The following is a 13,512-nucleotide window of genomic DNA, read 5'->3' as shown; positions in this document are numbered from 1 at the left end:
TCAAAGGGAAATAGGTAACGTCAAGAACCCGCTTAGTAAAGTGCATAATAATGCGATACGCATTCGTATCCTCATACCGCAAACTAACGACAAAACAATAAGAAAATTTGAGGTCGACGATAAGTTAGACGTCATGGCCGTTTGCGAAACAACATACGTTTGTGCGGCGCACAATTGAGAGCGTCAAGGAGTAAAAAATGGGTTTGTATCATATTACTGATTCTAAAGATAACTGTGGATTTGGGCTGATTGCCCACATTCAGGGTGAGCCTAGCCATAACTTAGTTACCACGGCGATAGAAGGCCTTGACCGCATGCAGCACCGCGGCGGTGTTGCATCCGACGGTAAAACCGGCGACGGTTGCGGCTTACTTTTGCAAAAGCCCGATGCATTTTTTAAGAAAATTGCAAGCCAACACCAATGGTCACTCAACGCTAACTATGCCGTAGGTATGATATTTTTGAGTCGTGACCCAATAAAAGCAAATGCGTCGCGAGCATTACTTAATGCTGAGCTCGAAAAAGAAATGCTGAGTGTGGTTGGGTGGCGAGAGGTTCCTACCGATGAAAGCGTGCTCGGTGATCTGGCGAAAACTGGTGTTCCACAAATTGAACAGATTTTTGTAAATGCTCCGAGTGGATGGTCCTCCCCTGATTTAGAACGCAGACTATATATGGCAAGACGTCGCGTTGAAAAAGAGCTTGTGCATGACGAAGATTTTTATGTCGCATGTTTGTCAGCGTTAGTCACGATTTATAAAGGCCTTGTGATGCCGCGCGATTTGCCGGCGTTTTATCTTGACTTGGCAGACCCTGATTTACAATCTTCTATCTGCGTATTCCATCAACGTTTTTCTACCAACACTCTACCGAAATGGCCGCTAGCGCAACCTTTTAGGTTTTTAGCCCATAACGGTGAGATTAACACCATTAAAGGCAACAGAGATTGGGCAATTGCACGGACAAATAAGTTCGCCACACCGCTTATCCCCGATTTGAAAGACGCGGCACCCTTTGTCAATTTAACAGGTTCAGATTCAAGCTCCTTAGACAATATGCTCGAGTTATTTTTGGCCGGCGGTATGGATTTATTCAGAGCCATGCGCTTACTAGTGCCACCAGCCTATCAAAACAATAAAACTATGGACCCTAACCTTCGCGCATTTTATGAGTTTAACTCCATGCATATGGAGCCATGGGATGGTCCGGCCGGTATTGTGATGACAAACGGCCGTCATGTTGCGTGTAATCTTGATCGTAACGGCTTGCGCCCAGCACGATATGTCATCACAAAAAACAATTTGATCACCTTAGCCTCCGAAATCGGCATTTGGGATTACAAGCAAGAGGATGTTGTTGAAAAAGGCCGCGTTGGTCCTGGGGAAATGCTCGCCGTTGATACCCATACAGGTAAAATTTGGCGCTCTACCGAAATTGACGAAGATCTTAAAAACCGTCATCCCTATGCTCAGTGGATTAAATCGCATATTAAACGCCTAGCGCCCATCGAAGAGGTAGACGCCTCGCAAATCGGCAAGCGCGCCTTTGATGATGCTCAAATGGCAACATTCCATAAACTATTTAACTATAGTTATGAAGAAATGCAGCAAATCATAAAGGTTCTTGCTAAGGATGGACAAGAAGCGGTCGGCTCCATGGGTGATGATACCCCGATGGCCGTTATGTCTTCAAAGCAGCGTACGATCTATGACTTTTTTAGACAACAATTTGCACAAGTTACCAACCCGCCGATTGATTCGCTTCGTGAAAACCACGTAATGTCTCTAGCAACGTGCATAGGCCGCGAACAAAACGTGTTCAATGAAACCAGCGGTTATGCACACAGAGTACTATTTGATTCACCTGTACTCATGTACACCGATTTAAAACAGCTCAAAGAGTACGATGCTAAGTATTATCATTATGAGCAGATAAGCATTAATTACAGCTTAGAAGAAGGGCTAGAAGCGGCAATCATCCGTGTATGTGACGAAGCGGTCGCGGCAGTAAAAGAAAAAAATGCGGCATTTGTGATTTTAAGCGACCGCCACATCAGCAAAGACAAACTCCCAATACCAGCAGCAATGGCCGTGGGAGCGGTCCAAAGACGACTCATTGAAAACCAGCTACGATGCGACGCCAATATTGTCATTGAAACAGCATCGGCGCGTGACCCTCATCACTTTGCAGTGTTAATTGGGCTAGGCGCTACCGCAATATATCCATTTTTAGCTTACGAAACCATTGAACAAATGGTCGACTTAAAAGACTTAGATCTTCCCCCTTTAAACGCTATTTTGAATTATCGTAAAGGGATTAATAAAGGTCTATACAAGATCATGTCTAAGATGGGCATTAGCACCATTGCCAGCTATCGTAGCTCTAAGTTGTTTGAAGCGATTGGTATCAACGAAGAAGTAGTAGAGCTTTGCTTCAAAGGGATCCCCAGTCGTATTCAGGGGGCTAGCTTTGAAGACTTTGAACAAGATGTGGTCAACGCCGCTCGTGTTGCATGGCTTAAACGAAAAACGATATCTCACGGCGGTTTATTAAAATACGTGCATGGCGGTGAGTACCACGCCTATAATCCTGATGTGGTAAAGACCTTACAACAAGCAGTGGTTAGTGGTGAATACAGTGACTATCAGGTGTTTGCCTCTTTAGTAAATGACCGTAACCCCAGTCACTTGCGAGATCTAATGGGTTTAAAATATGATTTACCGCCCGTAGACATTAGCGAAGTCGAGAGCGCTGAAAAGCTCTTTCCAAGGTTTGATACCGCTGCTATGTCGATTGGCGCATTGAGCCCCGAAGCCCACGAAGCACTCGCTATTGCCATGAATCGCTTAGGCGGTCAGTCGAATTCTGGTGAAGGCGGCGAAGATCCAAAGCGCTTCAATACCGAAAAGAATTCAAAAATTAAACAGGTGGCATCCGGTCGCTTTGGTGTCACGCCACACTATTTGATGAATGCAAATGTGATTCAAATAAAAGTGGCTCAGGGCGCAAAACCCGGCGAAGGCGGCCAGTTGCCCGGTGACAAAGTAAACAAATATATTGCTGAACTGAGGTTTTCGGTCCCCGGCGTGACCTTGATTTCACCGCCGCCCCACCACGACATTTACTCAATTGAAGATTTGGCACAGCTTATTTTTGACTTAAAACAGGTCAATCCAAAGGCGCTCATTTCTGTCAAATTAGTATCTGAACCAGGCGTGGGGACGATCGCAACCGGCGTAGCGAAAGCTTATGCTGATTTAATTACAATCTCAGGGTATGACGGCGGCACAGGTGCTAGTCCACTCACCTCAGTAAAGTATGCCGGTAGCCCATTTGAGCTAGGACTCGCTGAAACACAGCAAGCATTAGTTGAAAACGGCCTAAGACACAAAGTAAGAGTGCAAACAGACGGTGGCTTAAAAACAGGCTTGGACGTTGTCAAAGCAGGCATTTTAGGTGCCGAAAGCTTTGGCTTTGGCACTGGCCCAATGGTGGCATTAGGCTGCAAATACTTACGCATTTGCCACCTGAATAACTGCGCCACCGGTGTTGCAACGCAAGATGCAAAGCTTCGTGCAAATTACTTTATTGGCCTACCTGACATGGTCATGAATTATTTTAAGTTTGTAGCGCAAGAGGTTCGGGAAATAATGGCCAGTATTGGAATTAAAAACTTCCAAGACTTAGTGGGTCGAACTGAGCTGTTGACGCTTCTTGATGGACAAACGGCAAAACAGGCTAAACTGGATTTGTCTCCTCTACTTGAGAAGCCGAAAGCGGGCAATCATACAAAGTTGTTTTGTTCAGAAGTAACCAATTCACCCATTGATAAAGGCACTTTAAATAAACAACTGGTAGCAGATGCAGAATCAGCGGTTTTGTCGAAAACCTCGATTAACTTGCGATATAACGTTCGCAATACTGACCGCTCAATCGGTGCTACGCTATCTGGATTTATCGCCAAGCGTTACGGCAACCCAGGGGTCGACGACTCACCGGTAAATGTTGTGTTGACCGGCACTATCGGCCAAAGTTTTGGTGTATGGAATGCCGGCGGCTTGAACATGCGATTAGTAGGAGACGCCAATGACTACGTCGGAAAGGGCATGGCTGGCGGTAAGTTAGTAGTGCATCCGCCGCTTCGTATAACCTTCGATGCACATAACAGTGCGATCATGGGCAACACCTGTTTATACGGTGCAACTGGCGGGAAGCTCTATGCCGCTGGACGCGCTGGAGAACGCTTTGCTGTAAGAAACTCTGGGGCAATTGCGGTTATTGAAGGTATTGGCGACAACGGTTGTGAATACATGACCGGCGGTATTGTGGCTATTCTTGGTAGTGTTGGTGTCAACTTTGGTGCGGGCATGACCGGCGGTTTTGCTTACCTCTATGATGAATTTGACGACCTTGAACAGCGCGTCAATCATGAACTTGTTGACGTTCAAGGAATCGAGGATAAAGTGATATTGTCTGAGCATTTGCGCGGAATGATTAACGAGCATTATGAAGAAACCGGAAGTGCTCATTCATTGGAACTATTGATGAATTTTGCTGAAGAAATGAAGCGCTTTAGGTTAGTGAAGCCAAAAACCAGTGATGTGAAGAGCCTATTAGGTCACATCAGCCGCTCAAGCGCTGAACTGCGCCTTCAAGCACAGTAGCCAAGGAGTAGTAATAAGATGGCGAAAAATGTATATCAATTCGTAGACGTAGCGAGAATCGATCCGCCCAAAAAGCCGATCATTATGCGCACTGAAGAATTTGGCGAAATTTACCAGCCGATGACCTCGTCCCAAGTAGCCGGTCAAGCCGACCGATGCCTTGATTGCGGAAATCCATATTGCGAGTGGAAGTGCCCTGTGCACAATTTCATTCCACAGTGGCTAGATTTAGCCAACGAAGGAAAAATAATTGAAGCTGCAGAGCTGTCTCACAAGACCAATAGCCTACCTGAAGTATGCGGCCGTGTTTGCCCACAAGACCGCTTATGTGAGGGCGCATGTACCTTAAATGACGATTTTGGAGCGGTAACTATTGGCAGTATTGAAAAATATATTACCGACACTGCATTTAAAATGGGCTGGCGCCCAGATATGTCTGGCGTTGAGTGGACCGATAAAAAGGTCGCTGTCATCGGCGCCGGACCAGCAGGATTAGCCTGCGCAGACATCTTGGTCCGCAATGGCGTGAAACCCATCGTATTTGATAAATACGAAGAAATTGGTGGTTTGCTAACCTTTGGGATCCCTTCATTTAAGTTAGAAAAAGAAGTGATTAAATTACGTCGTGAAATCTTCACCGACATGGGAGTAGACTTCAGACTGAATGTAGAAATTGGCAAAGACATACACTTTACTGAGTTGATGAAGGAGTATGACGCGGTATTTCTTGGTATGGGGACCTACAAAGCTATGCAGGGTGGATTTGCAAACGAGAAAGCCAAAGGCGTATACGAAGCTTTACCTTTCTTGATCGCAAATACAAATCGCATAATGGGATTAGAAAAGTCTCCGGCAGACTTTATTGATATGCGCGATAAAACAGTCGTTGTGCTAGGTGGTGGTGACACCACAATGGATTGCGTAAGAACCTCAATTAGACAGGGCGCAAAGTCGGTTATATGCGCTTATCGTCGAGATGAAAAAAGTATGCCTGGGTCTCGCAAAGAGGTAACAAATGCCAAAGAAGAAGGCATACAGTTTCAGTTTAATATGCAGCCAATTGACATTGCCGTTGATGAAAACGGCGCTGCAGTGGGTGTGAGGATGGTGCGCACTGAAATGGGTGAACCCGACTTGGCAGGCCGTCGTAAGCCAGTTGAGATACCCGGCTCCGCTCATGTCCTAAAAGCTGATGCGGTGATTATTGCGTTCGGTTTTTCGCCAAGCCCAGCTAGTTGGTTTGGCGATGCAGGCATCATCCTCGATGAAAAAGGTCGCGTCCGGGCGCCAGGGGCAGGTCGTTTTCCATTTCAAACGTCTAACCCAAAAATATTTTCCGGAGGCGACATGGTCAGAGGATCGGACCTTGTTGTAACCGCTATAGATGAAGGCCGAAGAGCAGCCGAAGGCATTCTCGATTATTTAGAAGTATAAGTTCACAAACTGAACAATTGCCCCCTGTTGCTCACCTCGAAGGTGACCAAGGGGGCAAATTTTCAAACACTCCCATTTATAAATATTAGATTGCATACCTAAAGTCAGCTAAACACACCCGACCGCAGCAATACAGAGTTTAAAGTACTCGACAATCTGACAATCTGAGCTGGTTTTGCTATACGGTGATAATGTTAATCAGCTTTGTTCCGATATATAGATATAAATCGATTATTAAATGAGATACTTATTGATGTTATTTAAACAAACAAAAGGCCTGCTCTTACTACTCGCCTGTTTCTTATCAGTAGCCGCCACTGCGCAAAATTCCTCACTTGACGAGGAAAACACAATGGCTGCTCAAGCTAGCGATATGCCAGAACAATCCGCTGTAACAGCCTTTAACAGCCAAGCATGCCCTGCTGAGTTTTTCCAAGTTCCAATCCCTGTTGGCGGCAAACTTTGTCAGATTTTTGCCACCGACTTGCCTGCTAGTATGGTGCTGTATGTACCGCAATCGCCACAAAGTGTCGTAGACTTTTATCAAAACAACGGCCAGTTTCAAACTGCTAACGCTAGTAAGCAGCGATACTTGATACAGTCAAAGGACAACAATATTACCGTCATCGTCTCTGCAGACGGCGCTGGTAGCCAAGTTGACATATTGGTTAAACAAGACCCGACTCAATAAAGTGTCAAAATATTTTGCCTATGTAAATTTATTGGCATAGGCTTTGCAAAATCTCCAGTAAGTTAATCTGATGTGCCGAATTGTCGGCTTATTACACTTTTGGAGTCCTCATGGAAATTGCCATTATTTTGTTGGCCGTATTAATTTGTGTTTCTGTGTTAGCAGTCAAGCTAAACGATAGTAAAGTCGACTTTCCCTTTGCTGGGAAGAAGCAGTTATTTACCTCAGCTGAACGACAGTTTTTAAGCTTAATCGAACAGTCGGTTGGCGACGAATTTAGAGTCCTATCGAGAGTTAAATTAACCGATCTCCTCTCTCTGCGAAGCAATACCGATCGCAAAATTGCAAACAGCGCCTTACTAAGAGCTGGCGGTAAACAACTCGACTTTGTATTGTGCGACCGCAAAGATATGACGCCGGTAATGGCTATCGATCTGGTATATGGCTTAGGCAAAGATGGCCACAACACGCAGCGAGATTTTTTTGTAAATGGCGCACTCGATACCGCATCAATACCCCATGTGCGCATAAAAGCCAAAGGCGGATACACCGTTGCGGATATTCGTGAATGCATAGAAGCCAAGCTTATACCACTTCGCCGCAGACAGGGCAAAATACCCTTCTCACCGTCAACTCAGACACAAAATAGTATCTTTCAAACTACCAAACGTCCTACCCGCCCATTGAGTGCGAGCCGTCGCGTAGCGGCTTAAAAACACCCGCACGGTTTTGATATGTCCTTGTATTTATTAATGATGCGTCTATCATGACGCTCAAATATTTATTCTATTGAGTTAATACTATGAAAATCGCCATTATTGGAGCTATGGAAGAGGAAATCACACTATTGCAGGAGCAGTTAGCCGATTGCAAAACCGTGAGTGTGTCGCATTTAGATGTATTTGTGGGCAAACTTAACGCTCACGAAATTTTCCTCGCACAAAGTGGTATTGGTAAAGTCGCCTCAGCATTAGCAGCTGCACTACTTATTCATCAGTTCGCTCCAGACTTGGTTATCAACACCGGCTCAGCAGGTGGCTTTGATCCAGATCTTAACATTGGCGACATCGTCATTGCCGATTCACTAATGTATCACGATGTAGATGTCAGCCATTTTGGCTATGAGCGCGGTCAAGTGCCATCCATGCCTCGACATTATGTATCTGACAGCACCGCAAGTGGCTTAGCTTATGAGGCGGCACAAGAACTCAACAATATTCAGGTGAAAACGGGCTTGATATGCAGTGGGGATAGCTTTATCGGGAGCGACGAAGCCGCTGCTGAGATCCGCAAAGCGTTCCCAAGTATGAAAGCTGTCGAAATGGAAGGTGCCTCAATTGCTCAAACCTGTCATATGATGGATACCCCATGCGTGGTGATCCGCAGTTTGTCTGACATTGCAGGGAAAACATCGACAGTATCGTTTGAGACCTATCTTGAAAAAGCGGCGAAACATTCTGCAATGCTCGTTTTAGGTATGATAAAAAGGCTGTAAGTTTTTGGACAGCCTGCAGGCACTTTTATACTCACCGGGCGTAATCATTTGGTGCATAATGATTCTAGCATGGTTAGTGGAGCGCTTTTTGCCCATTAGCAGCTCCGTAGATCCTATCGCTTTTTTCCGTTTTGTATGCGACCGCATGGCAGATAAAGTGCTGCCACCAAGTCAGCAAACTCAACAACATTACATTTCTGGTGCGCTTGGGCTTATCACGCTGGTTTTACCAATCGTCATTATCGTTAGCCTAATAGCAGAATTTGCTTTTTATGGATGGCTATTTGATGCAATTATCTTGTACCTGTGTCTGCAATTTAGTCAGCAAATTCGCCTGATGGTACTGATTAAAAATGCGCTTCGGGGCAGCAAGAAGCAACTTGCAAAAGACTTACTTCAACCCTCGGTTCTGCGCGATACGGCTCCGCTTTCGGAAGTAGGCCTGAACAAAGCGAACATAGAAATGTTCACGCTCCGATTGGTATATCAACAAGCAGTGGTGATGTTTTGCTTTGTTTTGCTTGGCCCAATTGCGGCGTTAAGCTATCGTTTGTGTTACGAAGCGAGTCAGAGCTGGAATATAAAGCTCATCCGATTTTCTCGTTTTGGCTGGCTTAGCCATTCTATTTGCGCGATCGTTCAATTGATCCCAACACGGTTATTTTGTACATTACTATTGTTGCTTAGCTTTTCAAAATCATCATTCAAAAGCCTAAAAATGATTTTTAGCACTACGGTATTGTTCGGTCCTAATGGTCGCTTTACCCTTGCTGCACTGGCGGGAACATTAGGTAAAAACATCAGCGGCCCATTATTTTATAAGGGTCATAAAGTAAGGCGCACTAAATTCAATCACACAGAGGAAGTAAATTTAAATGATTCACTGAAAGTACTTGCGCTTGGCTTGAGAGCAACCGCAGGCTTTCTATGCTTACTTCTGGTTATTTCATGGGGTCTTTATGCTTAGGACAATACTCATACTAGGTTTACTCATGCTAACAGCAAGTGCTCACCCCCAAGCATTATCTTCTGTAAAAAACACACTTGCATATAATGGCGATAACACCGAATTACCAGATCCAGAAATGCGTATTGTTTCTTTGGCTCCGCACTTAACCGAAATGGTCTTTCTATTAGGTCTGGGCGAGCAACTTGTGGCTGTGAGTGATTTTAGTGATTATCCAGAGCAGGCAAAAACGCTTCCCCGAGTCGCTAGCTATCAGGGCGCAAATATCGCCGAGGTGTTGAGATTAAAAGCCACTCATGTATTGGCATGGCAGGGAGGGAATAAAGACAGCGATATACGCAAATTAATCAGCAGCAACATTGCGGTTTATCAATCAAAGGTAACTGATGTAGATTCCTTGCTTAGCGATATAAGTGCGATTGCGGAATTCTTGAATGCCCCCCTACAGGCGCAACCTTTACTTGGAAGTATTGCTGAGCAAGTGCAGCGCTTAGAGCAAGACTATCAAAGCAAAAGCAAAGCGGTGTTCTACTATTTAAGTGATAAGCCCTTGCTAGCTCTTGGCAACGATAAATGGCTTAATAGCTTGCTAAGATTATGTGGATTAAACAATATATTTGTTGACTCAATTGCGCCGTTTCCACAGGTGAGCATTGCACAGGTGCTTAGGCATCAGCCTGAATTAATAATTGCAGCCTCAAATAAAAACAAAGCTTATTTGTTAGCTCAATGGACGGAACATCGGTCAATGCTTAGCGCTGACATAATAGTGGCCAACCCAGATATGCTGCATCGTTTTACGCCACGCGCTATTAATGAAATGACGCGAACGTGCGAAAGCGCATATTCGGAAAATACTACGACATCTATAATCAAAGCAGAGCAGTGACGCTTGCTAAATATGCAATACTAAGGTGTGCTCGAATACAATTCTGATAACATCAAATAAATCGTCGGTGGCCCCCTATGCAAGCGGGTCAAACCTGATTATGCCAGAGTCACCTTTGCAAATTTACGCTTACCTACCTGATAAACTGCGGTTCCGCTTTCAGATATGAGTAAGCGGGGATCGTCTACTTTTTCGCCGTCTATTTTAACAGCTCCTTGCTTAATCATGCGCATTGCATCCGAGGTAGAGCTGACTAAATCCGCCTCTTTTAATAAGTTACCAATCGCAATACCCTCATCTGGCAATGCAACAGAGACCTCAGGCATATCGTCTGGAATTGCGTTTTTTTGGAATCGTTGAATAAAGTCTTGATGCGCAGACTCAGCGTCTTCTGAAGTATGAAAGCGTTCAATTAGCTCTTTGGCCAGTTCAATTTTTATATCTCTAGGGTTCTTGCCCCCTTCAACATCAGTTTTCAGTTGCTCGATATCATGGATAGGTCGAAAGCTCAGTAAATCAAAATAACGCCACATTAACTCGTCTGAAATAGACATAATTTTTCCAAACATGTCGTTAGGAGCATCGGTGATACCAATGTAGTTATTGAGTGACTTAGACATTTTTTGAACACCATCTAAGCCCTCAAGCAGAGGCATCATCAAGACCGTTTGTTGGGGCTGTCCTTGGCTTTTTTGAAGCTCACGTCCCATTAGTAAATTAAAACGCTGATCGGTTCCACCTAGTTCGACGTCGGACTCTAAAGCAACTGAATCCCAGCCCTGAACTAAAGGATACAGAAATTCATGAATGGCAATCGGTTGTCCATTAGCATAACGCTTTTTAAAATCGTCTCGTTCAAGCATTCTGGCGACGGTTTGGCTGGCTGCGAGTTTAATCATCCCGGCTGCGCCAAGCTTGTTCATCCACTCTGAATTAAAGCGAATAGTCGTTTTATTTGGGTCTAAAATTTTAAATACTTGGTCTTGATAGGTCTTCGCGTTCTCTAAAATTTGGGCTTCAGTTAAGGGCTTTCGAGTGACATTTTTACCAGTGGGATCACCAATCAATCCAGTGAAATCGCCAATTAAGAATATTACTTCGTGACCTAACTGCTGAAATGTTCTGAGTTTGTTAATCAAAACAGTATGACCTAAATGCAGGTCTGGCGCGGTTGGATCAAAACCAGCTTTGATTTTCAGAGGCTTAGAGGTCTTAAGACGTTCAATAAGCTCTTCTTCTATTAAAATTTCATCTGATCCGCGTTTTATTTCTGCGAACGCTGTTTCCCAACTGGCCATTTTATTGTCCTACTTATTGATTTTTATAACGCCGCAATGCGCACGCTGTTATCGATGTTTACAGATTATTTTAGCAAGCAGATGCCGAGGTTTTAGAAAGCACTATAAAAGCCGATAAAGCAATAAGTGGCAGAGTGAACCTTTGGACTGGAAACGAGACTAAAATCGGTATATTCTTATTTTTGACTTGTCGATATTTTACGAGCGTATGATACACAATACAATAAAACATCTTCCAAAACTTCATCAGATTATTTTAGGTGTATCTGGTGTGCTGCTGATTTTGATGATTTTTTGGCCGTCTGATGAAGCTGAGGCCTCCCGACAGGTCAGAGCAATCGAGCTTATACCTGGCATGCAATACGAATTGCCGATGCCTGTTTTTGAGCCCAGTGCCGCTATCGATGACGCGGTTTTTGAAGCTGAAAACTATATTACACACAAGGTCAGCCGCGGTGATACCTTAGCAAAAATAATGTCTAAGCATAAGCAATCACCGCAAACGACCTACAAACTCGACAATGCCGGCGAATACGCAAGAACCCTGCGTAGGATTCGTCCAGGTGATTCTGTATATCTGCAAATAAATGAAGCTGGTCAACTCGTTTCGTTAAAATATCCGCTTAGCAACACCGAAACATTAATGATAAAGGCGCAAGACACCGATTTTGTCAGCAGTATCGAAACCAAGCAGGTAGAAACTTCGCTTAATTTCGCTCAAGGTACTATTCAAAGCAGTTTCTGGAATGCCGGTATAGCCGCCGGTCTGACTGACAGTAAAATTATGCAGCTGGCGGGCATATTTGGTTGGGATATCGATTTTGCACAAGAAATTCGACCGGGAGATTCATTCAACATGGCGTTTGAAGAGCTTTATGTCGATGGAGAGTTCATTGGTTATGGTGATATTGTTTCAGCAGAATTTATAAATCAAGGTGACGTGTTTACCGCAATAAAGTACACCGACGGCAATTATTATACGCCCGAGGGTCGCAGCATGCGCAAGAGCTTTCTGCGTGCACCAATCAATTTTAGTCATGTTAGCTCTAATTTTAACCCAAAGCGGTTTCATCCAGTACAAAAACGTATCAAGCCTCATCGCGGCGTAGACTATGTCGCTCCGGTTGGCACGCCCGTAATGGCCGCTGGGAATGGCAAAGTGATACGCTCTGCGTACGACCGTTTTAATGGCCATCATGTGTTTATTCAGCATGGCGAGCGCTATCAAACAAAGTATTTGCACTTTACACGCAGAGCAGTGAAAGAAGGAGAATGGGTTAAGCAGGGGCAAGTCATCGGTTATCTGGGGTCAACAGGCATGGTAACCGGCGCGCATTTGCACTATGAGTTTCTCGTTGACGGCGTTCATCGTAATCCAAGAACCGTGGAACTACCTAAAGCAGACCCTATTGATAAGAAAGAAAAAGATAAGTTTCTGTTGATTGCAGATAAACAAATGTCACTACTAGAGAATAACAAACGCATTATGCTTGCTATGCAGTAATCTACCGCCTGACTTTACAACTGAGCAGCCGCTTGACTGGCGAAGTATTTTTCTAGTTCTACAGGCAGGCTTTGTTCTGCATCTTTAAGTACCAGAGCCAGTTTTTCAAAACACGCTAGCCAGCTATACTGCTGCTGATGCATATCTTGCTCACGTTTAAAGCCTCTTTGGCTCAATCGAATATTAGTGGCACCATTTTCTTTTTCGCTAAAATTTATTTCTACCTTACTGATGTCGTTAGTATCTTCCCACCGCCACGTAAAGCTTAAGCTGCTGTTGTGCTGAATATCTTGATAGGTTCCCACCACCGTTTGCTGAAAACCGTCTGCCGATTGCACTACCATTTGATAGTTTCCGCCGGCTACACAATGAGAATGAAACTGAGATACCGATAAATTGCCAGGGGCACTCCATCGTATTAAGAGTTCGGGGCGAGTAAAAGCCTCAAACACTTTCGGAAGACTTGCGTTTAAAATGCCATTTATAGTGAAATCGAACATAAATTATGCGAACCTCTTTGCCGTCTCCGATGAATAATTGGTATCGGCATTTGCAATAAAATCTTCATCA

General features: G+C 44.4%; 10 protein-coding genes. 8 read left to right on the top strand and 2 right to left on the bottom strand.

Annotation, left to right across the window (positions count from 1 at the left end; translation table 11 throughout):
• Positions 1–197: 197 nt before the first annotated feature.
• From gltB to AB9H30_RS11935, 7 genes are all read left to right on the top strand, one after another.
• Complete coding sequence (gene gltB / locus AB9H30_RS11965; RefSeq protein ID WP_371194904.1) at positions 198–4,664, top strand: glutamate synthase large subunit; 4,467 nt, start codon at positions 198–200, stop codon at positions 4,662–4,664.
• A gap of 18 nt (positions 4,665–4,682) precedes the next feature.
• A complete protein-coding gene (locus tag AB9H30_RS11960; RefSeq protein ID WP_371194903.1) occupies positions 4,683–6,098 on the top strand; it encodes an FAD-dependent oxidoreductase in 1,416 nt (471 codons plus the stop codon).
• A 250-nt stretch (positions 6,099–6,348) separates the two neighbouring features.
• Positions 6,349–6,789 carry a hypothetical protein gene (locus tag AB9H30_RS11955; protein WP_371194902.1) on the top strand — a complete coding sequence of 147 codons (441 nt, stop codon included), beginning with the start codon at positions 6,349–6,351 and terminating at the stop codon, positions 6,787–6,789.
• Between the two features lie 110 nt (positions 6,790–6,899).
• On the top strand, positions 6,900–7,502 hold the full coding sequence (locus AB9H30_RS11950; protein ID WP_371194901.1) for a DUF2726 domain-containing protein: 603 nt from the start codon (positions 6,900–6,902) through the stop codon (positions 7,500–7,502).
• A gap of 89 nt (positions 7,503–7,591) precedes the next feature.
• Positions 7,592–8,284 carry a 5'-methylthioadenosine/adenosylhomocysteine nucleosidase gene (locus AB9H30_RS11945; protein ID WP_371194900.1) on the top strand — a complete coding sequence of 231 codons (693 nt, stop codon included), beginning with the start codon at positions 7,592–7,594 and terminating at the stop codon, positions 8,282–8,284.
• Between the two features lie 58 nt (positions 8,285–8,342).
• On the top strand, positions 8,343–9,251 hold the full coding sequence (locus AB9H30_RS11940; RefSeq protein ID WP_371194899.1) for a cobalamin biosynthesis protein: 909 nt from the start codon (positions 8,343–8,345) through the stop codon (positions 9,249–9,251).
• Between the two features lie 25 nt (positions 9,252–9,276).
• On the top strand, positions 9,277–10,140 hold the full coding sequence (locus AB9H30_RS11935; RefSeq protein WP_371194898.1) for a helical backbone metal receptor: 864 nt from the start codon (positions 9,277–9,279) through the stop codon (positions 10,138–10,140).
• 98 nt (positions 10,141–10,238) lie between these two features.
• Here AB9H30_RS11935 and tyrS read toward each other — a convergent pair whose 3' ends face one another.
• The gene (gene tyrS, locus AB9H30_RS11930; protein ID WP_371194897.1) at positions 10,239–11,438 is read right to left on the bottom strand and encodes a tyrosine--tRNA ligase; all 1,200 of its coding nucleotides are present in this window, start codon (positions 11,436–11,438) and stop codon (positions 10,239–10,241) included.
• A gap of 208 nt (positions 11,439–11,646) precedes the next feature.
• On the opposite strand from tyrS, the gene AB9H30_RS11925 reads away from it, so the two are divergent.
• On the top strand, positions 11,647–12,942 hold the full coding sequence (locus AB9H30_RS11925; protein WP_371194896.1) for a peptidoglycan DD-metalloendopeptidase family protein: 1,296 nt from the start codon (positions 11,647–11,649) through the stop codon (positions 12,940–12,942).
• Between the two features lie 14 nt (positions 12,943–12,956).
• On the opposite strand, the gene AB9H30_RS11920 is transcribed toward AB9H30_RS11925, so the two are convergent.
• Positions 12,957–13,442: an SRPBCC domain-containing protein gene (locus AB9H30_RS11920; protein ID WP_371194895.1), complete on the bottom strand. Its 486-nt coding sequence runs from the start codon at positions 13,440–13,442 to the stop codon at positions 12,957–12,959.
• Positions 13,443–13,512: the final 70 nt, after the last annotated feature.

It is taken from the genome of Glaciecola sp. SC05, assembly GCF_041380235.1.
Classification (GTDB): Bacteria; Pseudomonadota; Gammaproteobacteria; order Enterobacterales; family Alteromonadaceae; genus Glaciecola.
Note: the sequence above shows the minus strand (reverse complement) of the source record. Positions and strands in the feature narration are given on the sequence as shown.